The organism is Pantoea osteomyelitidis (assembly GCF_044342975.1).
Classification (GTDB): domain Bacteria; phylum Pseudomonadota; class Gammaproteobacteria; order Enterobacterales; family Enterobacteriaceae; genus Pantoea; species Pantoea osteomyelitidis.
On sequence record NZ_JBGFSN010000004.1, the window covers coordinates 626,970 to 648,904 of the forward strand.

Genomic DNA, 21,935 nt, shown 5'->3' on the forward strand with positions numbered 1-21,935 from the left:
GCTTCAGCGCGGAATCAGGTATGATGTGCGCGCAAATTTTTCTTATTGATAACAGGAACGAACACCATGCCAGTGTTACATAACCTTGTTTCCAATAAAGAGCTGAAAGCGCGCATGCTGGCTGAAACCGAGCCGCGTACCACAGTCTCTTTTTACAAATATTTCCACATTGCCGATCCGAAAGCGTTCCGTGACGCGCTCTATCTCGAATTAACCAAACTTAAGGTTTTCGGTCGCGTTTACGTCGCTCATGAAGGAATTAATGCCCAGGTCAGCGTGCCTGCCAGCCTGTATGAGCAGATGAAAGCCACGCTTTATGCTTTCGATCCGGCACTGGACAACCTGCGCATGAACATTGCGCTGGATGATGACGGTAAATCTTTCTGGGTGCTGCGCCTGAAGGTGCGCGATCGCATCGTGGCGGACGGTATTGAGGATGAGAGCTTTGACGCCAGCGACGTGGGTGGCTATCTGAAAGCGGCTGACGTCAACGCCATGCTGGACGATCCCGATGCGGTATTTGTCGATATGCGCAACCACTACGAATATGAAGTGGGCCATTTTGATAACGCCATGGAGATTCCGGCGGATACCTTCCGCGATCAGCTGCCGATGGCGGTGGAGATGCTGAAGGAGCAGAAGGACAAGAAGATCGTCATGTACTGCACCGGCGGTATTCGTTGTGAGAAAGCGAGCGCCTGGATGCGCCATAACGGCTTCGACAACATTTATCACATCGAAGGGGGCATTATTGAGTATGCCCGCCGCGCCCGTGAGCAGGGTTTACCGGTACGTTTCAAAGGCAAAAACTTTGTTTTTGATGAGCGTATGGGCGAACGTATCTCTGATGATGTGCTGGCGCACTGCCATCAGTGCGGCACGCCCTGCGATACCCATGTAAATTGCGTAAATGACGGTTGTCATCTGCTGTTTATTCAGTGCGCGCAATGTGCGGAAACCTTTCAGAACTGCTGCAGCCCGATCTGTATGGAAGAGTCTTCTCTGCCGCCGGAAGAACAACGCGCCCGCCGCGCTGGCCGGGAAAACGGCAATAAGATTTTTAATAAGTCGCGTGGCCTGTTAAATATGACCATTCCTGCGCCGCTGAAGAAATAACAGAACGCGCCTGAAGCGTAACTTCAGGCGCGTTTTACTTTGCTGTTACTGACGAACCCCTTCCAGCGAGATCATCAGCTCTACCTTTTGCGATGCGGGTCCTAAATCTTTCGTGATATTAAAATCTTTCAGGTTAATTTCGCCTTCCGCTTCAAAACCAGCACGGTAACCGCCCCAGGGATCTTTCCCCTGGCCTAATAATTTCGCTTCCAGCGTGACCGGTTTGGTGACGCCGTTCAGCGTCAAATCACCGATAATATCGAGCTCATCGCCATCTTTTTTCACCGACGTCGATTTAAAGGTCGCCTGAGGATATTTGCTGGCGTTGAGAAAATCAGCGCTGCGCAGATGCTTATCACGCTCCGCATGGTTAGTGTCGAGGCTGTTAGTATTGATAGTGACATTGACTTTATCGGCGGCGGGATTATTTTCATCAAAGCTAAAGCTGCCGTCGAAATCTTTAAACGTACCGTAAATCCAGCTATAGCCTAAATGCTGAATGCGAAACTGAATAAAGGCGTGTTGACCTTTTTTATCAATACTGTAATCGGCAGCCTGTGCCGATAAAGAACCCAGCAGCAGGGCGGCGCCGGTCAGGGCGAGCAAGCTTTTTTTCAGCATGGTTATTTCCTTTTCAGAGGTTAAGGGATGCGGTGGTGTCCCAACATCCTTTTCAGGGTAATATCGCGATCGATGAAATGATGTTTCAGCGCGGCCAGACCGTGCAGTACAGAAAGCACGACGACGCCCCAGGCGAGCCAGAGATGAATCTCTCCCGCCAGGTCCGCCTGTTCTCCGGCGCCGCTGATCAGAGCAGGCAGATCAAAAAAACCAAATACCGAAATGGGTTGGCCGTCTGCGGTAGAAATAAGATAGCCGCTGATCAGAATGGCCAGCAGCAGGCTGTAAAGCAGCCAGTGCATGGCTATTGCGCTGTAGCGTATCAGCGGGGTATAGCTTTCTAACGCCGCAGGTGGCGGCGACAGGATGCGCCAAATCAGACGCATAATAAGCAGCATAAACAGGATTACGCCGACGCTCTTATGGATCTCCGGTGCGTTGTGATACCAGCTGTCGTAATAACCCAGACCGACCATCCATAAACCCAGCGCGAACGTGGCGTAGATGGCCAGCGCCATTAACCAGTGCAGCAAAATTGAAAAATGCCCGTATTCATGCGATGAATTGCGCCATGTCATAATAATTCTATCCGCTGAAATAAATAGTAATAAGGATCTACATAATGAAACAGGAATGCAATCATGCTTACTTTTCTATAAATAATTTTTTTTGCGGGGAAAGATTTGCTTAATACAGGGCGTTAATTTCAGTAAAACTGAACGGGAGGAGGCGGCAGAAAAAAAGAAAAGCCAAAATAGCGCGGAAGCGGAGAATAAATCAGCGGTTAAATGCTGATGTGTCAGATTAAGCCAACTAATGTCAATTTTTGTAAAACAAAGGGACGCTGTGAAACACAGCGCCAGCCGGAAACTATTTAGCGAAACGGGAAAGCGAGAACGGGGAAAGATTAAACGCGAAAGGTTTATCCTGGGCAAACTGAGCGGCTATTTCACCCAACACGCTGGCAAATTTAAATCCATGCCCGCTCAGGCCGGTAATGATAAGTCGATTCGCATCGTCCGGCAGCGTATCAATAATAAAATCTTCATCAGGCGTATTATCGTAGCTACAGGCTTCGCCGTGAAGACAGACGCCGATACCGGGCAGGAACTGGCGTAGAAAGCCAAAGGCTTCACTGCCGTCCGCCGCAATGGCGCCAAAGGGTTTCCGGTCTGAGGGTTGCGTCATCACCTGACCGCCATTGTGGCGACCCACCTTGAGCGCATTATTTTCCGCCGGAAAGCCGTAGAACTGGTTGCCGTCCGGCATTTCTACCGCAAAGCCGGGGAAGTGATTGTTTTCACTATAGCGTCCGTCCGCCTGATGCCAGGCGAAAACTTTACGTACCGGCGTAACCGGCAGTCCCGGAACCAGCTGGCCGACCCAGGTTCCGGCGCTAATCAACAGCTTGCGCGCCCGGAAAACGCCGTCAATGGTGGTCACCTGCTGCAAATCGCCATGGCGGGTAATTTGCGTAACCGGACAGTTGAATAGCTGCGCACAGCCCGCTTTTTCCGCCAGCTGAATCCAGCTGCGTACCGCCTGCTCACATTTCAGATAACCCGATTGCGGCTCAAACACGCCAATATAACCATCCGGCACGCTGAACTGGGGCCAGCGCTTACGCACTTCATCAGCCTGCAGTATCTGCACTTTAAGCTGCCAGGTTTTGGCGCTGTCGATAACATTTTGAATAAAAGAGGAAGTGACGGGCGCCAGGTTCAGCACGCCGCTGCGGTGCATAATGCGTTCGCCGCTCAGCTTTTCCAGCTCATCCCAGAGCGCCTGCGCGCGCAGCACCAGCGGGACATAGCGTTCGCCTTCACCATAGGCGTGACGAATCAGGCGCGTTTCACCATGGTGCGTGCCCTGTTGATGGGGAGGATGACCGCTGTCGATCATTAATACATTTAAGCCGGCCTGCGTGGCATAAAAACCGGCGGCTGCGCCCACCGAGCCGCTACCCACCACAATCAGATCATAAATCATTGCGCCTGAACTCCTGAAACAGTCATATCGATCAGCAGCATAGCAAAAGATAGCGCCCATGAAAAAGGCACCCTGCAGGGTGCCTTAATCGCGATGCAATTTAATGCTTTTTATTATCACGATCCAGTAGGTCGGTTGACTCTATTTTTGCAATGCCAGCTTCAAGAATGGAGATAAACTGTCTCGCTACATCCGTTGTCAGCCAGTAAGTTGGCCCGACGTCGGCATCTTCTTCTTTCTGATCTTGTGATGATACTGAGTGCAGGCGGATCATCATAGCATCGTAGCTGTCAACGGTACTGATATCCCAGCCTACCAGGGGGTGGGTCTGGATGACATCTTTATTTATATCCATTATAACCTCCTTATTACTCGTTAAACGAAGTGTATGTTGAGGTTCAATGCGGCTTTTCTTCAAAGAGCGAGTTAATTATAACATGGAACAGGCTGATCATTAGATAAAAAATGCGTTGAGCAGAAAGGCAGCAAAATTAATTCTTTTCCAACGCCGCTTTCACTGGATAAAAAAGGCCTGTCAGCGCAGGCTTTTCTGTCGGGAACACGTAATAAAAGGATAAAAAAAACGTCATGAAAAAAGATTACAATAAACGATCAGGACAATTCTTAATTGCGCTACCAAAAAAACAATATTACGCCATCAGGTAGTCACGACAAAACAATTACGCTTCCGGGAGTTGCTGCGTCCCTGTGCGCTTTTGAATCTCTTCCGCCAGGTGAGAAAAATGGTGCTGAAGCGGCTCATCATAATTCTGATTTTGCGCTTCCAGTTGCAGATGATGAACAAGCAAATGATGCGCGCGATCGTCAAGACAAAAGCACAGGTTGGTGAAAACATTTTCCAGCACCGTCAGACGACGTTGTTGTTCGCCAATCAGTGCCAAAAGTTCACCAAAGGTCATCGCCTCTTCCGGTTTATCGGTAGTCATGAAAATACACCTCCTGTTAAGCAGAACGAGCGTCCAGATAGGGGATCCTTTGGACAGTCTAGATGCAGCTGCTTTTTCTGGCGAGAGGGGACAAAAACAAAAAAGCCGGATGGCGACACCCGGCAAAAACAGCGCAGCGGCAGTTAATCAGTAATGAACCAGTCATCAGCGCTTTCCCAGGTTTCCTGCAGAATGTCGCTGACCTGATCGCGTAGCTCTTTATTTCCCCCCATCACCGTCAGGTTATTGGCGCTGGCATATCTGACGCTGACGCGATTATCGCTTTCGGGAAAGTGTTTATCGATTCGTTTGGCAAGTTCCTGGGTTAAGGCTTCGATCGCGCCTGCAGGAAGAGGTCGGGTTTTGGCAACGGTAACTTCGACACGCATAATAGCCTCCGGTAGATATACTGTCTATTTGTACAGTATAAGCTGCGCGGAGGCAAGCGAATTTAAGGGATCAGACTTTGACGCGCCAGTTCAGCGTTTCACCGGCCAGGAACGGCACCAGGGTGTCGTCGCCGAGGCTAACGGACTCTTCCACACACCATGGCTCGCGTACCAGGGTGATGGTGCCTTCATTCAGCGGCAGGCCGTAGAAGCGCGGACCGTTTTCTGAGCAAAAGGCTTCGAAATGCTGCAGGGCGTTCATCTCTTCGAATACCGTGGCGTAGGCCGGGAGGGAAGAAGGGGCATTGAACACGCCGGCACAGCCACAGCTCGCTTCTTTACGATGACGCAGATGGGGCGCGGTATCGGTGCCCAGGAAAAAGCGTGGATGACCGCTGGCAATCACGTTGCGCAGCGCTTCCTGATGCACATTACGTTTCAGAATCGGCAGACAGTAGAGGTGCGGACGCACACCGCCCACCAGCATATGGTTGCGGTTAAACATCAAATGTTGCGGCGTGATCGTCGCACCGAGCAGATCGTTCGCCTCTTGCACATAGGCCGCCGCTTCTTTGGTAGTGATATGTTCAAACACCACTTTCAGCGCCGGGAACTGTTTACGTAGCGGATCCATGACTGAATCGATAAAGCGCGCTTCGCGGTCGAAAATATCGATGTGGGCATCGGTAACTTCGCCATGAATCAACAGCGGCATGCCGATTTTCTGCATGCGCTCCAGCACGCTGGCGATAGCGGCAATATTGGTCACGCCGTGGCTGGAGTTGGTGGTGGCATGCGCCGGATAAAGCTTGGCGGCGGTAAAGACGCCACGCTGAAAGCCGCGCTCCACCTCGTCGGCATCCAGCGAATCGGTGAGATAGCAGGTCATCAGGGGCGTAAAGCGATGTTCTGCGGGCAGAGCAGCGAGAATACGGTCGCGATAGGCTTCAGCCGCCGCGACGCTGGTTACCGGCGGCACCAGGTTCGGCATGACGATAGCACGACCGTTCACCGCGCTGGTAAAGGGCAACACGGCCTTCAGCATATCGTCATCACGCAGATGGATATGCCAGTCGTCAGGGCGGCGGATAGTGAGTTGCTGAGGTTGTGCAGTCATCAGTGAAGCTCCGGCTTGAAAGGAAACGAATGGCACGTTTTGGCCGGGTACCAAGCATAAGCATTCAGGCAACCGTTTGCACCTGCTTTTTACATCAGCCGCTGAAAACCGCGCCGGAGGACGCGGTATAAAAAGAATTTAATCGGTAAAGGGAATAATCAGCTCTCCCGGCTTCACTTCCAGCGCTTTGGCGAAATTTTTCGCCAGCGCTTCGGTCGTGCTGCGATCTTCGCTCAGCACATAAGCGGGCTTCTGATTAAAATAGCTCTTCAGCGACTGGTTAAGATAGGGCGTCAGGGTTTGCAGCACCGGCTGCATTTTTTTCGGCTGTACCTCGGCATCGACAATCTCCAGGTCGCGCAGGTAGATTGCGCCCTGCTGCTTATCAAACACCGGTTGCGCTTTCATCTTCAGCTGCATCTCCGCCTGTTGCGGACCAAACAGCGAGCTAACGTTGATGCTGGCCTTGCCGGAAAGGGTGATCTTGCCCGGCTCTTCCCGGCCAATCTGGCTGCTGAGGTTGCTGAGGACGATATGCGCATTCACCAGCCCGGCTACGCCAATATCTTTCTCATAGTTGTTACGCTTTTGCAGCGCCTGGTTCACTTCCTGTTCCGTAATGGTGTACTGGGTCAATGGGTTACAACCGCTTAACAGCACGGTAAACAACAGGGCGAACAGCCCAAAACAAGCCTTTGTCATGAATTCCTCTAAACCTGAACAATCCTGTAAAGAGGCGATAGCTTGCCTGAGAGGCGGGCGGGTGTCACGAGATGCGAGATGAGAAACGCCGCAACGTTTCTCATCGGTTGAGTGAAAAATCAGATCGCAATGGAGGAGAGCAGGTTTACCTGCGTCTGTTTAGCCATGTTGTCGCGATAATCCGTTACGCGGCTTGGCCAGTCGATACCGGCAACCAGGGTCAGCGAGCGCAGCAGCGGAAAGAGCTGAATGTCATCTTCCGACAGCTCGCCATTCACTGCATTCGGCTTGACGATCAGCTTGTCGAGCTGACGTAAATCGCCGCTGACGTTTTTGATCAGGCCGGGCGAATGCTGTTGCAGCTCGGCAAAGTCGCCGATAGTGGCCTGTTTTTTGCTGCGAAAATAGTTGCGCGCTTCCGGCGTGGCGAACTCTGCAAACTGCGCTTCAGCAACGCGCGGCAGGATCAGCTTGTTGACGTAGCTGTTCATATGGCGCAGCCAGTCGCTGATAGCGGGATTGGTTTTGCCGGTAATCAAGGGTTCGCCATCCAGTTTGTCGACGTAACGGACGATATCCATGCTTTCCGCCATGGCGCTGCCATCTTCTTTTTGCAGAATGGGCGCCATTTTCTGCCCGATTAGCTTCCCGGGCGTTTTTTCGTCATCGTTCAGCATCACTATCAGCTCAACCGGCAGGTTTTTCAGGCCGAAGATCATGCGCGCCTTTACGCAGAAAGGACAGTGATCGTAGATATAGAGTTTCATCCCGCTTCTCCTTATTGATGTCCGTTACCGCAAGATGAAAATTCACCCTGATTTACAGACCAGCAAAAAGTATGGAAGAGAACACCCTGGAGGGCAAACTCAGTTGCTGAGCAGCGCAGGGCCCGCCGTGCGCGGTTGAAACTGCCACCAGAGCGCCAGCAGCGTCGCCAGGCCGATAGCGCTAAGCAATATCCACGGTAAGCCGGGCAGCGCCAGCTGCTGGCCCAGATCGAACATCCAGCCGCCGCCGCTGTAGCCGACCATCCCGCCAAGCGCCAGACCCAGGCGGCTGAAGCCCATATAGCTGCCGCGGGCACGTGAGCTTGCCAGCGAGGCGCTTAGGGTTTCCCGTGCCGGTTCAGCGATAATCGAGCCGAGATAGAACAGGGCGATCAGCATAAACAGCGCGGGCAGCGTGCTGGCGAGGCCGACAGGCAGCAGGCTGAAGCTCATCAGGAAGAGTCCTGTCATCAGGCGCTGTTCAAGGCGAAAACGTTTTTCGCTCCAGCGCGCCAGCGGATAAAGCAGCGACAGCGACAGCAGCGCCTCGATGGCATACATCCATTTCACCGCTGCAGGCGTGCCGGCGATCTGATTGACCATAACCGGCAACATCAGCATCACCTGTACCGCCAGAATGTAATAACCGGTCAGGGTAAAAACGTAAAGGCGAAAACGCTTGTCCTGCCAGACGCGCTGCAGCCCGGCGCGCATGGCGATGCGCTCGGTGGAGATACGCCAGGCGGGCAGCCACCAGAAGTTGAACAGCGCTGCGGCAACAAACACTCCGGCGCCAACCCAGCAGACGAAGCGAAAATCCCAGGCGAGCAGCCAGCTGCCGATCAGCGCGCCGATCACTGCACCCGCGCTGTCCTGCATCATCAGCAGGGAGAAGAAGCGTCCGCGCTCGCGCGCAGGCACCAGCTTCACCACCAGCGCGCTGCGCGGCGGATCGAACAGCGTGCCGCCCAGGCCGGAGAGCAAACAGGCGAGCCACAGTACCCAGGGCTCCTGCGCCAGCGCCATGCAGGCGAAACCGGCGGCGCGCATCAGCATGCCGATCACCACCAGTGGTTTCGCGCCGAAGCGGTCAGCAATCGCGCCGCCAAACATGCCCAGCCCCTGTTGAATCAGCTGACGTAAGCCGAGAGCGATCCCTACCGTCAGGGCCGCCCAGCCAAGCTGATCGACAAAATGCACGGAGATGAGCGGGAACACCACGAAAAAGCCCAGCACCACCAGCATGTTATCCACTAACAAAAAAATCTTACCAAGGCGTCGTGCCTGCGCAACCCGAGACATGCTGTTTCCTGAGCAATGGGGAGGAAAAGAGACCAGTTGGTCTATTTTCCTCCGCAGCCAGCGGGAATGACAGCAGATCCAGGATGATATTTTTTCATCGAAACGGCCACTTTATAGAAGAAAATCAACCTCTTTTTCATACAAGAAAGCGTAACGTTTTACCGCAGCACAGGGGACGGTTATAGTGAAGAGAGATGAATTTGCCAATCGCACCTCGTGAGGCGGCTGACGGGTTCATTAATATCTTTTATCAGCCACCGATTTCAGGAGTAATGATGTTTGGCTATCGTTCTGCCGCGCCGAAGGTGCGACTGACCACCGACCGGCTGGTGGTGCGTTTGGTACACGAGCGCGACGCCTGGCGTCTGGCTGATTACTACGCGGAAAACCGCGTGTTTCTCAAGCCCTGGGAGCCGGTACGCGATGAAAGCCACTGCTATCCCTCCGGCTGGCAGGCGCGCCTCGGTCTGATCAATGACATGCATAAACAGGGATCGGCCTTCTATTTTATTCTGATGGATGCCAATGAAACGGAAGTGCGCGGCGTGGCGAACTTCAGCAACGTGTTGCGCGGCTCGTTTCATGCCTGCTATCTCGGCTATTCGCTCGGCGAAAAATGGCAGGGTCAGGGCATGATGTTTGAGGCGCTGCAGGCGGCGATCCGTTATATGCAGCGCCAGCAGCATATTCATCGCATTATGGCCAACTACATGCCGCATAATCAGCGCAGCGGCGATCTGCTGGCGCGCCTCGGGTTTGAAAAAGAGGGCTACGCCAAAGATTATCTGTTGATAGACGGGCGCTGGCAGGATCATATCCTGACGGCGCTGACATATCGGGAATGGACGCCGGATCGGCGTGGTTCATAGCAGTGAGACTCCTAAAATGAAGATGGCATTATCGCCGCAGGCGCTGCGCGTGATCGGCTGCCTGCTGGAGAAGCAGGTCACAACGCCGGATCAATATCCGTTATCCCTTAACGGCGTGGTCACCGCCTGCAATCAGAAGTCGAACCGCGAACCGGTGATGAATCTCAGCGAAAGCGAGGTGCAGGCGCAGCTGGACGCGCTGGTGAAAAAGCACCTGGTCACGGCAAACAGCGGTTTCGGCCAGCGTGTCGCAAAGTATGAGCAGCGTTTTTGCAACTCCGCCTTCGGCAATCTGCGTTTTTCTCCCGCTGAGGTGGCGATCCTGACTCTGCTGTTTTTGCGCGGGGCGCAGACGCCCGGCGAGCTGCGTACGCGCAGCGGCCGTCTGCATGAGTTTGCCGATATGAATGAGGTCGAGCAAGCGCTGGAAGGTTTGCAGGCGCGGGAAGAGGGGCCGTTTGTCGCCCGGCTGCCGCGCGAACCCGGCAAACGGGAAAGTCGCTATATGCACCTGTTTGGCGATGAAGCAGCGCCGGAAGCAAACGAAGCGATGGAAAACAGCACGCCGCGCGCTGACGATCTGACCGCCCGCGTCGCCGCGCTTGAAAACGCTGTTGCGCAGCTGCAATCGCAGCTGCAACAGTTGATAGCAGAAAAAGGAGCCTGAGATGCCATTGCGAATCGGTGTGGTAGGGTTGGGCGGCATTGCGCAAAAAGCCTGGCTGCCGGTATTAACCCAGGCGGAGAGCTGGCAGCTGGCAGGCGCTTTTTCACCCAACCAGGCCAAAGCCAAACCGCTGTGCGACAGCTACCGCATGCGCTGTTATGACCGGCTGGACGCGCTGGCCGCCGACTGTGACGCGCTGTTTGTGCACAGCAGCACCGCCAGCCACTATGAGGTAGTAAAGGCGCTGCTGCTGGCGGATAAGGATGTCTGCGTAGACAAGCCGCTGGCAGAGACGCTGCGTCAGGCGGAGGAGCTGGTGGCGCTGGCCGATCGGCGTAAGCGCAAGCTGATGGTGGCGTTTAATCGCCGCTTCGCCCCCCGTTATCAGCAGCTCAGGGCGGCGATGACTAACCCGGCCTCGTTGCGAATGGATAAACACCGCAGCGACAGCGTTGGTCCGCACGATTTACGCTTCACCCTGTTGGATGACTATCTGCATCTGGTCGATACCGCGCTCTGGCTGGGCGGCGCAGAGGCCAAAACGCTGCACGGTCATATCGAAACCAATGAACGCGGCGAAATGCTCTACGCCGAACACCACTTTGCCGCAGGCAACACGCAGATTACCACCAGTATGCATCGCCGCGCCGGCAGCCAGCGTGAATTTGTCACGGCGATTTGCGACGGCACCCTGATTCAGATAAACGACATGCGCGACTGGCAGCAGGAAACCCAGGGCAAACTGCTGATCGATCCCGTTCCCGCCTGGCAAAGTCTGTTAACCCAGCGCGGTTTTGTCGGCGCGGCGCAGCATTTTATCCAGTGCGTGCAAAATCAGACTATGCCTGAAACCAGCGGCGAACAGGCGCTGTTGGCGCAGCGCGTAATAGAAAAATTGTGGCGTGATGCGGAACAGGAATAACCCCTTGTAACAATCGCCGCTGGTCATTTCCCCGTGTGGCAGTAGACTATCGCCGGGCATCGCCGGATGCCCTTTTAAGTCACTCATTTTGCCGACTCTTTTCAGGATGCGCCGCCAATTATGAATTTATTGAAATCGCTGGCAGCGGTCAGTTCTATGACCCTGTTTTCCCGCGTGCTGGGCTTTGCCCGTGACGCCATCGTGGCGCGGGTGTTTGGCGCCGGAATGGCGACCGACGCTTTTTTTGTCGCCTTCAAGCTGCCTAATCTGCTGAGACGTATTTTTGCCGAGGGCGCTTTTTCTCAGGCATTTGTTCCGATTCTGGCCGAGTACAAAAGCAAGCAGGGCGAGGAGGCGACGCGGCTGTTTATCGCGTATGTCTCAGGCTTGCTGACGCTGGCGCTGGCGCTGGTCACGGTGCTGGGCATGTTTGCCGCGCCATGGGTGATTTTGATTACGGCTCCTGGTTTTGCCGATACGGCGGACAAGTTTGCCTTAACTTCATCGCTGCTGCGCGTCACCTTCCCCTATATTTTGCTGATCTCGCTCGCCTCGCTGGTCGGCGCGATTCTCAATACCTGGAATCGCTTTTCCGTACCCGCTTTCGCCCCGACGCTGCTCAATATCAGTATGATCGGTTTCGCCCTGTTCGCCGCCCCGCATTTCCATCCGCCGGTAATGGCGCTGGCCTGGGCGGTAGTCGCGGGCGGCGTGCTGCAGTTGGGCTATCAGCTGCCGCATCTGAAGAAGATCGGTATGCTGGTGCTGCCGCGTATCAATCTGAAGGATGCCGGCGTCTGGCGCGTGATGCGGCAGATGGGACCCGCTATTCTCGGCGTCTCGGTGAGCCAGATTTCCCTGATCATCAATACCATTTTTGCGTCGTTTCTGGTTTCCGGTTCGGTCTCGTGGATGTACTACGCCGATCGCCTGATGGAGTTTCCCTCCGGCGTGCTGGGCGTGGCGCTCGGCACCATTTTGCTGCCGTCGCTGGCGAAAAGTTTCTCTACCGGCAATCATGACGAGTATTCGCGCCTGATGGACTGGGGGCTGCGCCTCTGCTTCCTGCTGGCGTTGCCCAGCGCCATCGCGCTCGGCATCCTCTCCGGCCCGTTAACTATTGCGCTGTTTCAGTACGGCAAATTTACCGCCTTTGATGCCGCCATGACTCAGCGCGCCCTGATTGCCTATTCGGTGGGGCTGTTGGGATTAATCGTGGTGAAAGTGCTGGCGCCCGGCTTTTACTCGCGTCAGGACATCAAAACGCCGGTAAGGATTGCCATCGTCACCCTGTTGATGACGCAGCTGATGAACCTGGCCTTTATCGGCCCGCTAAAACATGCCGGACTGTCGCTGTCGATCGGTCTGGCAGCCTGTCTGAATGCCGCGTTGCTTTACTGGCAGCTGCGTAAGCAAAAAATCTTCCATCCGCAACCGGGCTGGGCCGCGTTCTTGCTGCGCCTGGTGGTGGCGGTAGTGGTGATGGCCGCCGCGCTCTGGGGATTATTGCAGGTGATGCCCGCCTGGGAAGAGGGGAAAATGGTCTGGCGTCTGCTGCGGCTGGCGCTGGTCTGTGCCGCAGGGGGGGCTGCCTACTTCATTATGCTGGCGCTGATGGGCTTTCGTCTGCGCGACTTCGGCCGCCGCACCAGCGCATAAAAAAAAGCCGCTGGTGTGAGCCAGCGGCTTTTTTCACGCCTTGCGACTCAGGGTCGCATTGCCTTTACCCAGCCCGTCCGGGCCATAAAACGCCTGAGTCTGATGCGGTTTTAACACCGTCAGCGCCTCATCGGTATAACGAATCTGATGCTGCAACAGAATGCCGTTATGCACGTTGGCGTCGCGCAGACGTTGGGTATGCTGCTGGATCGCCTGCCAGCGGCGTGTCATATCACTCTGACCACGGTAAGGCGCCTGCACGCCACTGCTTTTTTCGCTGGTGCGGCGCATCTCATCCAGATAATTCAGCGTCGAGAGCAGCGCGCTTTTGTCTTCAGTAATGCGCTGCAACAGGTTGCTGTTGATGAAACCGGCAGAGAGCTGCTGTTGTTCTTCATTCATCACCTCTGCCAGTGAGGAAAGCACGGCCTGCATCTTATCCAGTGTGGTCAGCAAATCGTTCATGGGGGATTAGTTACCCTGTAAATAAGCCTTGGTATCGGCGATCAGCGCGTCGGCAATCTTACCTGTATCCATTTTAAGGTCGCCGTTACGGATCGCGGTTTTCAGTTGCTCAACGCGCGCCACATTAATGTCTTGCGCGCCGGGCTTGGTTAATTGCGACTGCGCATCGCTCAGACGCACCTGCGCACCGCTCTCGGTGGTAGCCGGGGTCGCGCTCTGGCGTACTTTGCTGCTGCTGTTATCGCTGCTGTCGCGGGTTTGAACAGTGCTAACCGGTTGTAAAGGTTGAGTTCTGTCGATGCTCATAGTCGGGCTCCTGTAAAATCAGACGGATCGTGCCGCCTGCATCAGCGTAGAGTAGTATCAATGTTGCTTTCTCTATCGGCAGAACAACAGGGTTCTTTAGCGCTTTATAGCGATATAAGAATATTCCCATCACCATCGACCCGGCCGCTGACAACCTGGCCGTTCCCCATACGCACCCGCACCGATTGCGCCGTGGTGGCGTTATTCAGCGCGCGTCCCTCACCGCTGGCGTTAAAGCCGTTGCCGCTGGCAATCACAATCACATTCTGTCCCGCCTTGACCCGCCAGGGCTGGCGCAGCATCGACAACGTGACCGGCTGTCCGGGCAGGATATCGCGCATCACCACCGCATCGGCCACCGCATCGCTGTTAAACAGCGCGCGTGACGGCAGGGTATCAAGCCTGCCGCTTTGCAGGCGGAAATCCTGCGCCGTGACGCTGCTGCCGCGGGTTAGCGGGTGGGTCGCCACCAGATAACTGCCGGTCACCTGCACCTGTACCTGCAAATAGCGACGATTTTCCCCACAGCTGGCGGCCACGCTCATATTTCCCCACAGGCGACTGTTGCCCGGCAGGCTGAACTGCGGCGTCTCACAGGCGGGCCATTGGGTATCGGGCGTGCGCACCACCACCGTCATGCCGGCGGCATGTTGCGGATCGCGCGCCTGGAAGAAATGGTTGAGCTGAGCAGTGAGATCGCCGGCACAGACGGGCAGGGCGATCAGGACCAGCAGACTGGCCAACAGGGCTGTGTATCCACGCATGGCGCTATTCCTTAAAGATGATGGCGCTGATTCTACCCAGGCGTGTGTGAATTCAAGGCGAAAAATAACAGTGATTTTAGGCGTTATTCAGACGATGGCTCTTGCTTTTTACCGCTTAAGCTGTCAGCTCGAAATTCTCATACGCGGAGGAAGCATGCTCGACAAACTGGATGCGGCGCTGCAATTCGGTACCGAAGCCCTCAACCTGCGTGCGCAACGTCAGGAAATTCTGGCGTCCAATATCGCCAACGCAGATACCCCCGGCTATCAGTCGCGGGACATCGACTTTGCCAGCGAGCTGAGTCGTGTGATGGAAAACGGGCGCGCTGAAGGGCGCAGCATCGCGCTGAAGGTAACCTCGGCACGGCACATCGAAGCGCAAAACAATTCGCAGCCCGCGATGGATCTGCTCTATCGCATTCCCGATCAGCCTTCGGCGGATGGCAACACCGTCGATATGGATCGTGAGCGTACGCAGTTCGCGGATAACAGCCTGAAGTATCAAACCGATCTCACTCTCATCAGCAGCCAGATTAAAGGCATGATGAGCGTCCTGCAGGGGCAATAAGCATGGCATTGCTGAATATTTTTGACATTGCCGGTTCAGCGATGACCGCGCAATCCCAGCGTCTGAACGTCAGCGCCAGTAACATGGCGAACGCCGACAGCGTCACCGGTCCTGATGGTCAACCTTATGTGGCCAAACAGGTGGTATTTCAGACCGATGCGGCACCCGGCGCGGCGACCGGCGGCGTACGTGTGGCGCAGGTGGTGGACGATCCCACTCCGGCCAAACTGGTCTATGACCCGGGCAATCCAATGGCGGATGAAAAGGGCTACGTGAAGATGCCGAACGTAGATGTGGTGGCGGAAACGGTGAATACCATGTCCGCTTCGCGCAGCTATCAGGCCAACGTCGAAGTCCTGAACACCGTGAAGTCAATGATGATGAAAACCCTGACCATGGGTCAATAACGGAGAATAACGATGGGTATCTCGGTAGGCGTTAACGATTCGCTGGATCCAACCGTACTAAGTTCCAGCAGCAGCACTTCCACCAACAGTGCTGAAGATTTGCAGAACCAGTTTCTGACGATGTTGGTGACGCAGCTGCAAAACCAGGATCCGACCAACCCGATGGATAACAGCCAGCTCACCACGCAGCTGGCGCAAATCAATACCCTGAGCGGGATTGAGAAACTGAACACCACGCTGGGTTCGATCTCCGGTCAGATCAGCACCAGCCAGTCGTTGCAGAGTTCCACGCTGATCGATCACGGTGTGATGGTGGATGGCAGCCAGATTCTGGTCGGCAGCGGCACCACGACGCCGTTTGGCGTGGAGCTGACCACCGCGTCAACCGCGACTACCGCCACTATTAAAGATTCCAGCGGCACCGTGGTACGCACCATCGATCTCGGCGCGCTTTCAGCAGGAGTCAGTACGTTCTCCTGGGATGGCACCCTGACCGACGGCTCTACCGCGCCGGATGGCAAATACAGCGTCTCCATTGCCGCCAGCAACGGCACGGAGCAACTGGTCGCGCAGCCGCTGAACTACGCCTACGTCAATGGCGTGAGCACCAGCGACGGCACCACCACACTTAATCTCGGCACCATGGGCACTACAACCCTGGATGAAATTCGTCAGATTCTCTGATTAACCTTTAAGCAGGAGAAATAACATGTCATTTTCCCAAGCGGTGAGCGGCCTGGGTGCTGCCTCCAGTAACCTCGACGTTATCGGCAACAACATCGCCAACTCCGCCACTGCCGGCTTCAAATCCAGCACCATCTCCTTTGCGGATATGTTTGCCAGTGGTTCAGACGTCGGTCTCGGCACCAAAGTGGCCGCGGTGATCCAGAACTTTAACGACGGCACCACCACCACCACCAGCCGTGGTCTTGACGTGGCGCTGAGCGGCAACGGTTTCTTCCGTATGACCGACACCAGCGGCGCGGTTTACTACTCGCGTAACGGCCAGTTCACGCTGGATGCCGACCGCAACCTGGTAAACACCCAAGGTCTGACCGTGACCGGCTATCCGGCCAGCGGCACGCCGCCGACCATTCAGACCGGCGCCAACCCGGTAGCGCTGAGCATTCCCACCACCCAGATGGCGGCGCGCGCGACGACCAGCGCTTCGCTGGTAGCGAACCTGAACTCCACCGATTCGGTGCCGGACACTACCCCGTTCGACGCCAGCAATGTGGATAGCTATAACGCGAAAAGTACCATGACGGTCTATGACTCGCAGGGTAACGATCATCAGCTGGATCTCTACTTCGTCAAAACGGCCGATAATAACTGGGACGTACATGCGGTTGACTCTACCACCGGCGACAGCGCAGGTGAGTTCGCAATGGCGTTTGACAGCAACGGCAACATGACCAGCGTTACCCCCAACGGCGGCACCGTTACCGCAGGCACCACCACGACCAGCCTGACTATTCAGGGCGCCAATGGCGCGGCGGCTAACCAGACCATTTCGCTGAACATGCTCAACAGCCTGCAGCAGAACACCGGCACCACCACCTTCGGCAACCCAACGCAGGATGGTTATGCGCCTGGCGATCTCAGCAGCTACGCGATCAACGATGACGGCACCATTACCGGTACTTACTCAAACCAGCAAACTCAGCTGCTGGGTCAGATCGTGCTGGCCAGCTTCTCTAACCCGGAAGGTTTGCAGTCTGAAGGCGATAACGTCTGGTCTGCGACCAACTCTTCCGGTCAGGCGGCGATTGGTCTGGCTAACACCGGCACCTACGGTTCACTGACTTCCGGCGCGCTGGAAGCCTCCAACGTGGATATGAGTAAAGAGCTGGTAAACATGATCGTGGCGCAGCGCAACTACCAGGCGAACGCCCAGACGATCAAAACCCAGGACCAGATTCTCAACACCCTGGTTAACTTACGTTAATACGCTAACGGGATTGCTCTATGGATCACGCGATATATACCGCGATGGGCGCGGCCAGCCAGACGTTGGATCAGCAGGCGGTCACCGCCAGCAACCTCGCCAACGCCTCCACGCCGGGCTTTCGCGCCCAGCTCAACGCGTTGCGTGCGGTGCCGGTCACTGGCTGGTCGCTGCCCACACGTACGCTGGTGACGGCGTCAACGCCCGGCGCCGATATGAGCCAGGGCGCAATGGACTATACCGAGCGTCCGCTGGATGTCGCGGTGCAGCAGGATGGCTGGCTGGCGGTGCGTACGGCGGATGGCAGCGAAGCCTATACCCGCAACGGTAACATGCAGGTCAGCCCGACCGGCGTGTTGACGATCCAGGGCAACCCCGTGATGGGCGATGGCGGTCCTATCGCCGTGCCGCAGGGTGCCCAGTTGACCATCGCCGCTGATGGTTCCATCACCGCGCTGAACGCCGGCGATGCGCCGAATGCCACCGTGCAGCTCGGTCGCCTCAAGCTGGTCAGGGCAACGGGCAAAGAGCTGACGCGCGGCGATGACGGCATGTTTCGCCCCTCGCCAGCCGCGCAGGCGCAGCGTGGCGCCACGCTTGCCAACGACGCAACGGTGCAGGTGATGCCCGGCGTACTTGAGGGCAGCAACGTCAAGCCGGTAGAAACCATGGTCGATATGATCGCCAACGCCCGACGTTTTGAGATGCAGATGAAAGTGATCACAAACGTCGATGAAAACGAACAAAAAGCCAACCAGCTGCTGAACATGAGCAGCTAAGGCGCGAGGAAACAAGATGATTCGTTCTTTATGGATCGCGAAAACCGGTCTCGACGCACAGCAAACCAATATGGACGTTATCGCCAACAACCTGGCGAACGTCAGCACCAACGGCTTTAAACGTTCGCGTGCGGTATTTGAAGATCTGATGTACCAGACGCTGCGTCAGCCGGGCGCCCAGTCGTCCGAGCAAACCACGCTGCCTTCCGGTCTGCAGATCGGTACCGGTGTGCGTCCGGTGACCACGGAACGCCTTCACAACCAGGGTAACCTTTCCCAGACCGACAACTCGAAAGATGTGGCGGTAAACGGTCAGGGTTATTTCCAGGTGCAGATGCCTGACGGCACCTCTGCCTATACGCGCGACGGCTCGTTTCAGGTGGATCAAAACGGCCAGCTGGTGACCAATGCCGGTTTCCCGGTACAGCCGGGGATTACCATTCCGGCTAACGCCCTGAGTATTACCATCGCGCGCGATGGCGTGGTGAGCGTGACACAGCAGGGCCAGACTGCGGCGACGCAGGTCGGACAGCTGACGCTAAGCACTTTTATCAACGATTCCGGTCTCGATAGCGTGGGTGAAAACCTTTACCAGGAGACGCAGGCGTCGGGTGCGCCGACAGAAAGCACGCCGGGTCAGAACGGCGCGGGTCTGCTCTATCAGGGTTATGTAGAAACCTCTAACGTCAACGTGGCGGAAGAACTGGTCACCATGATCCAGACGCAGCGCGCTTATGAAATCAACAGCAAAGCGATCAGCACCTCCGATCAGATGCTGCAGAAACTGACCCAGATCTAATCTCGGGCGATAAGGGCCAGCGCAGGCTGGCCCGGATAAATTTTTGAATAAGGTCGTGATTCCGTGGCGAAGCAACTGATTATCAAGCCTGGACATTGGTGGGTCGCAACGCTGCTGCTGACCCTGAACGGTTGTGCGTTAGTGCCGCGCACGCCACTGGTGGAAGGGGCAACCTCGGCTCAGCCGCTGCCCTCTGCGCCGCCGGTGGTAAACGGCTCTATTTTTCAGGGCGTAGCGCCGCTCAACTACGGCTACCAGCCGCTGTTTGAAGATCGCCGCCCACGCAACGTCGGCGATACGCTGACGATTACGCTGCAGGAAAACGTCAGCGCCAGCAAAAGCTCGTCCGCCAACGCCAGTCGCGATGGCAGCAACAGTCTGGCGCTTAACGTGGTACCCACAGGGCTGGCCGGACTGGTCGGCGCCAGCGGTGAGAAGGCGAATCTCGACGCAGAAGGCAAAAACGATTTCGCTGGCAAAGGCGGCGCTACGGCCAACAACACCTTTACCGGCACCATCACCGTTACCGTCAATCAGGTGCTGTCGAACGGCAACCTGAAGGTGGTCGGTGAAAAACAGATCGCCATTAATCAGGGCACCGAGTTTATCCGCTTCTCGGGCGTGGTGAATCCGCGCACCATTAGCGCCAGCAACGCGGTGGTCTCAACGGCGGTGGCCGACGCACGTATTGAGTACGTTGGTAACGGTTATATCAATGAGGCGCAGACCATGGGTTGGCTGCAGCGCTTCTTCCTGAACATCTCGCCGATGTAAGAGGGTACGATGAAAAAAATCACATTGTTAGTCCTGAGCCTGCTGCTCGGCTTGACCAGCCTGGTTGCTCATGCCGATCGCATCCGCGATCTCACCACGGTACAGGGCGTACGTGAAAACCAGCTGATCGGCTATGGTCTGGTGGTGGGCCTGGACGGCACCGGCGACCAGACCACGCAGACGCCGTTTACCACTCAGACGGTGAGCAACATGCTCTCGCAGTTGGGCATTACGGTGCCGACCGGCACCAACATGCAGTTGAAAAACGTGGCGGCGGTAATGGTCACGTCAAAGCTGCCCGCTTTTGCCCGCCAGGGGCAGACCATCGACGTGGTGGTCTCCTCACTGGGTAACGCCAAAAGCCTGCGCGGCGGTACGCTGCTGATGACGCCGATGAAAGGGGTTGATAATCAGGTCTACGCGCTGGCGCAGGGCAATATTCTGGTCGGCGGCGCAGGCGCCCAGGCGGGCGGCAGCAGCGTGCAGGTTAACCAGTTGAACGGCGGTCGCATCAGCGGCGGCGCGACCATTGAGCGCGAGCTGCAAAGTAACTTTGGCAGCCAGAACGTGATCAACCTGCAGCTGAACAACGACGACTTCACCATGGCGCAGCGCATCGCCGATGCGATTAACAGCCGCGGCGGCTACGGCTCGGCCCAGCCGCTGGATGCCCGCACCGTACAGATCCGCGTCTCGCCGAACAACAGCTCTCAGGTTCGCCTGCTGGCGGATATTCAGAACATTGACGTTTCCGTGCCGCTGGAGGACGCGAAGGTGATTATCAACTCGCGTACCGGCTCGGTGGTGATGAACCGTGAAGTGACGCTGAATACCTGCGCCGTGGCTCAGGGTAACCTGTCGGTCACCGTTAACCAGCAGCAGAACGTGAGCCAGCCGGACACGCCGCTGGCGGGTGGACAGACAGTGGTGACGCCGCAAACGCAGATCGATCTGCGCCAGAGCGGCGGCGCGCTGCAACGGGTCAACGCCAGCGCCAACCTGAACAACGTGGTGCGCGCGCTGAATGCGCTGGGTGCATCGCCGATCGAGCTGATGTCTATTCTGGAATCGATGCAGACCGCGGGCTGTTTACGCGCCAAACTGGAAATTATCTGATGGCTGATACGCAATCGCTGATGAATGCGGCGTATGACAGCCGCTCACTGAACGATCTGAAACGCCAGGCAAGCAGCGATCCGCACGGCAAAGCGCTGCAGGTGGCAAAACAGGTCGAAGGCATGTTCGTGCAGATGATGCTGAAGAGCATGCGCGCCGCGCTGCCGCAGGATGGCATGCTAAGCAACGATCAGACGCGGCTCTATACCTCGCTCTACGATCAGCAGATTGCGCAGGAAATCGGCAATCACGGGCTGGGCCTGGCGGATACCATCGTCAAACAGATGCAGCCCGCTAAAGCGCCGGATGAAAAAGCGGGCACCGTGCCGATGAAGTTGGATGACAACTTTATTATCTCCAGCATGGCGCCGGTGCAGCTGGAGCAGATGGTGCGCAAAGCATTGCCGCGTCTGCCGGTGTCGCCAGCGGATCTGCCCGGCGACAGTAATGAGTTTATTGCGCAGCTGGCGCAGCCGGCGAAAATCGCCAGCGAGCAGAGCGGTATTCCCCATCATCTGATTCTGGCGCAGGCAGCGCTGGAGTCTGGCTGGGGCCAGCGCCAGATTCTGACCCGCGACGGTAAGCCGAGCTACAACGTTTTCGGCATCAAGGCCAGCGGCAACTGGCAGGGCGAAACCACCGATATCATGACCACCGAATACGATCATGGCGAGGCGAAGAAAGTGCGCGCCAGCTTCCGCGTCTACGGTTCCTATCTGGAAGCCATCACTGACTATGTGAAGCTGCTAACCAATAACCCGCGCTACGCCGCAGTGAGCAGTGCGCAGACGGCGGAGCAGGGCGCGCATGCGCTGCAGGAGGCGGGTTACGCCACCGATCCGCGCTATGCGCAAAAACTGGTCGGAATGATTCAGCAATTCAAGAGCATGGGCGAGAAAGTGGTCAAAGCCTACAGTCAGGATTTAAGCACGTTGTTCTGAT

At 56.2% G+C, this 21,935-nt stretch carries 27 protein-coding genes; 14 read left to right on the plus strand and 13 right to left on the minus strand.

Annotated features, from left to right (window positions below):
* The first annotated feature begins 66 nt into the window (after positions 1 to 66).
* Positions 67 to 1,116 (plus strand): oxygen-dependent tRNA uridine(34) hydroxylase TrhO, encoded by a 1,050-nt coding sequence (trhO, locus tag ABU178_RS07920; RefSeq protein WP_397213600.1) that lies wholly within the window; start codon positions 67 to 69, stop codon positions 1,114 to 1,116.
* A gap of 45 nt (positions 1,117 to 1,161) precedes the next feature.
* Here trhO and ABU178_RS07925 read toward each other — a convergent pair whose 3' ends face one another.
* From ABU178_RS07925 to mdtH, 10 genes are all read right to left on the minus strand, one after another.
* A complete protein-coding gene (locus ABU178_RS07925) occupies positions 1,162 to 1,734 on the minus strand; it encodes a YceI family protein (RefSeq protein ID WP_397215743.1) in 573 nt (190 codons plus the stop codon).
* Between the two features lie 23 nt (positions 1,735 to 1,757).
* On the minus strand, positions 1,758 to 2,315 hold the full coding sequence (locus ABU178_RS07930; RefSeq protein ID WP_397213602.1) for a cytochrome b: 558 nt from the start codon (positions 2,313 to 2,315) through the stop codon (positions 1,758 to 1,760).
* Positions 2,316 to 2,607: 292 nt separating this feature from the next.
* Positions 2,608 to 3,726 (minus strand): N-methyl-L-tryptophan oxidase, encoded by a 1,119-nt coding sequence (gene solA, locus ABU178_RS07935; RefSeq protein WP_397213604.1) that lies wholly within the window; start codon positions 3,724 to 3,726, stop codon positions 2,608 to 2,610.
* Positions 3,727 to 3,826: 100 nt separating this feature from the next.
* Positions 3,827 to 4,081: a biofilm formation regulator BssS gene (gene bssS / locus ABU178_RS07940; protein ID WP_397213606.1), complete on the minus strand. Its 255-nt coding sequence runs from the start codon at positions 4,079 to 4,081 to the stop codon at positions 3,827 to 3,829.
* Between the two features lie 325 nt (positions 4,082 to 4,406).
* The gene (locus ABU178_RS07945; protein WP_397213608.1) at positions 4,407 to 4,673 is read right to left on the minus strand and encodes a hypothetical protein; all 267 of its coding nucleotides are present in this window, start codon (positions 4,671 to 4,673) and stop codon (positions 4,407 to 4,409) included.
* A 143-nt stretch (positions 4,674 to 4,816) separates the two neighbouring features.
* Positions 4,817 to 5,062: a DNA damage-inducible protein I gene (gene dinI, locus ABU178_RS07950; protein WP_397213610.1), complete on the minus strand. Its 246-nt coding sequence runs from the start codon at positions 5,060 to 5,062 to the stop codon at positions 4,817 to 4,819.
* Between the two features lie 70 nt (positions 5,063 to 5,132).
* On the minus strand, positions 5,133 to 6,179 hold the full coding sequence (gene pyrC / locus ABU178_RS07955) for a dihydroorotase (protein ID WP_397213612.1): 1,047 nt from the start codon (positions 6,177 to 6,179) through the stop codon (positions 5,133 to 5,135).
* 138 nt (positions 6,180 to 6,317) lie between these two features.
* Positions 6,318 to 6,881 carry a lipoprotein gene (locus ABU178_RS07960; RefSeq protein WP_397213614.1) on the minus strand — a complete coding sequence of 188 codons (564 nt, stop codon included), beginning with the start codon at positions 6,879 to 6,881 and terminating at the stop codon, positions 6,318 to 6,320.
* A 119-nt stretch (positions 6,882 to 7,000) separates the two neighbouring features.
* A complete protein-coding gene (gene grxB, locus ABU178_RS07965) occupies positions 7,001 to 7,648 on the minus strand; it encodes a glutaredoxin 2 (RefSeq protein WP_397213616.1) in 648 nt (215 codons plus the stop codon).
* Positions 7,649 to 7,747: 99 nt separating this feature from the next.
* A complete protein-coding gene (gene mdtH, locus ABU178_RS07970; protein ID WP_397213618.1) occupies positions 7,748 to 8,950 on the minus strand; it encodes a multidrug efflux MFS transporter MdtH in 1,203 nt (400 codons plus the stop codon).
* 275 nt (positions 8,951 to 9,225) lie between these two features.
* On the opposite strand from mdtH, the gene rimJ reads away from it, so the two are divergent.
* From rimJ to murJ, 4 genes are all read left to right on the plus strand, one after another.
* The gene (gene rimJ / locus ABU178_RS07975) at positions 9,226 to 9,819 is read left to right on the plus strand and encodes a ribosomal protein S5-alanine N-acetyltransferase (protein ID WP_397213620.1); all 594 of its coding nucleotides are present in this window, start codon (positions 9,226 to 9,228) and stop codon (positions 9,817 to 9,819) included.
* A 16-nt stretch (positions 9,820 to 9,835) separates the two neighbouring features.
* A complete protein-coding gene (locus ABU178_RS07980) occupies positions 9,836 to 10,486 on the plus strand; it encodes a DUF480 domain-containing protein (protein ID WP_397213622.1) in 651 nt (216 codons plus the stop codon).
* A 1-nt stretch (position 10,487) separates the two neighbouring features.
* Positions 10,488 to 11,408, plus strand: a complete 921-nt coding sequence (locus tag ABU178_RS07985) for a Gfo/Idh/MocA family protein (protein WP_397213624.1) — start codon at positions 10,488 to 10,490, stop codon at positions 11,406 to 11,408.
* Between the two features lie 120 nt (positions 11,409 to 11,528).
* The gene (gene murJ, locus ABU178_RS07990) at positions 11,529 to 13,067 is read left to right on the plus strand and encodes a murein biosynthesis integral membrane protein MurJ (RefSeq protein ID WP_397213626.1); all 1,539 of its coding nucleotides are present in this window, start codon (positions 11,529 to 11,531) and stop codon (positions 13,065 to 13,067) included.
* A 33-nt stretch (positions 13,068 to 13,100) separates the two neighbouring features.
* Here the strand turns inward: murJ and flgN are convergent, their stop codons facing one another.
* From flgN to flgA, 3 genes are all read right to left on the minus strand, one after another.
* On the minus strand, positions 13,101 to 13,532 hold the full coding sequence (gene flgN, locus ABU178_RS07995; RefSeq protein ID WP_397213628.1) for a flagellar export chaperone FlgN: 432 nt from the start codon (positions 13,530 to 13,532) through the stop codon (positions 13,101 to 13,103).
* Positions 13,533 to 13,538: 6 nt separating this feature from the next.
* On the minus strand, positions 13,539 to 13,838 hold the full coding sequence (gene flgM, locus ABU178_RS08000; protein ID WP_397213631.1) for a flagellar biosynthesis anti-sigma factor FlgM: 300 nt from the start codon (positions 13,836 to 13,838) through the stop codon (positions 13,539 to 13,541).
* 104 nt (positions 13,839 to 13,942) lie between these two features.
* Positions 13,943 to 14,602 (minus strand): flagellar basal body P-ring formation chaperone FlgA, encoded by a 660-nt coding sequence (flgA, locus tag ABU178_RS08005; protein WP_397213633.1) that lies wholly within the window; start codon positions 14,600 to 14,602, stop codon positions 13,943 to 13,945.
* A gap of 154 nt (positions 14,603 to 14,756) precedes the next feature.
* Here flgA and flgB point away from each other — a divergent pair, with 154 nt between their 5' ends.
* The 9 genes from flgB to flgJ all read left to right on the plus strand — a co-directional run bounded on the left by flgB (position 14,757) and on the right by flgJ (position 21,934).
* The gene (flgB, locus tag ABU178_RS08010) at positions 14,757 to 15,170 is read left to right on the plus strand and encodes a flagellar basal body rod protein FlgB (protein WP_397213635.1); all 414 of its coding nucleotides are present in this window, start codon (positions 14,757 to 14,759) and stop codon (positions 15,168 to 15,170) included.
* Between the two features lie 2 nt (positions 15,171 to 15,172).
* Complete coding sequence (flgC, locus tag ABU178_RS08015) at positions 15,173 to 15,577, plus strand: flagellar basal body rod protein FlgC (protein WP_397213636.1); 405 nt, start codon at positions 15,173 to 15,175, stop codon at positions 15,575 to 15,577.
* Positions 15,578 to 15,589: 12 nt separating this feature from the next.
* Positions 15,590 to 16,261 carry a flagellar hook assembly protein FlgD gene (gene flgD / locus ABU178_RS08020; RefSeq protein ID WP_397213637.1) on the plus strand — a complete coding sequence of 224 codons (672 nt, stop codon included), beginning with the start codon at positions 15,590 to 15,592 and terminating at the stop codon, positions 16,259 to 16,261.
* A gap of 25 nt (positions 16,262 to 16,286) precedes the next feature.
* On the plus strand, positions 16,287 to 17,525 hold the full coding sequence (gene flgE / locus ABU178_RS08025; RefSeq protein ID WP_397213639.1) for a flagellar hook protein FlgE: 1,239 nt from the start codon (positions 16,287 to 16,289) through the stop codon (positions 17,523 to 17,525).
* Positions 17,526 to 17,545: 20 nt separating this feature from the next.
* Positions 17,546 to 18,304 (plus strand): flagellar basal body rod protein FlgF, encoded by a 759-nt coding sequence (locus tag ABU178_RS08030; RefSeq protein ID WP_397213640.1) that lies wholly within the window; start codon positions 17,546 to 17,548, stop codon positions 18,302 to 18,304.
* A 16-nt stretch (positions 18,305 to 18,320) separates the two neighbouring features.
* Complete coding sequence (gene flgG, locus ABU178_RS08035) at positions 18,321 to 19,103, plus strand: flagellar basal-body rod protein FlgG (protein ID WP_397213642.1); 783 nt, start codon at positions 18,321 to 18,323, stop codon at positions 19,101 to 19,103.
* Between the two features lie 63 nt (positions 19,104 to 19,166).
* On the plus strand, positions 19,167 to 19,877 hold the full coding sequence (locus ABU178_RS08040) for a flagellar basal body L-ring protein FlgH (protein ID WP_397213644.1): 711 nt from the start codon (positions 19,167 to 19,169) through the stop codon (positions 19,875 to 19,877).
* Positions 19,878 to 19,886: 9 nt separating this feature from the next.
* Positions 19,887 to 20,993, plus strand: coding sequence for a flagellar basal body P-ring protein FlgI (locus ABU178_RS08045; protein WP_397213646.1), 1,107 nt, complete (start codon positions 19,887 to 19,889; stop codon positions 20,991 to 20,993).
* Complete coding sequence (flgJ, locus tag ABU178_RS08050; protein ID WP_397213648.1) at positions 20,993 to 21,934, plus strand: flagellar assembly peptidoglycan hydrolase FlgJ; 942 nt, start codon at positions 20,993 to 20,995, stop codon at positions 21,932 to 21,934. The genes ABU178_RS08045 and flgJ overlap by 1 nt, the downstream gene beginning before the upstream one ends.
* The last annotated feature ends 1 nt before the right edge of the window (position 21,935 follow it).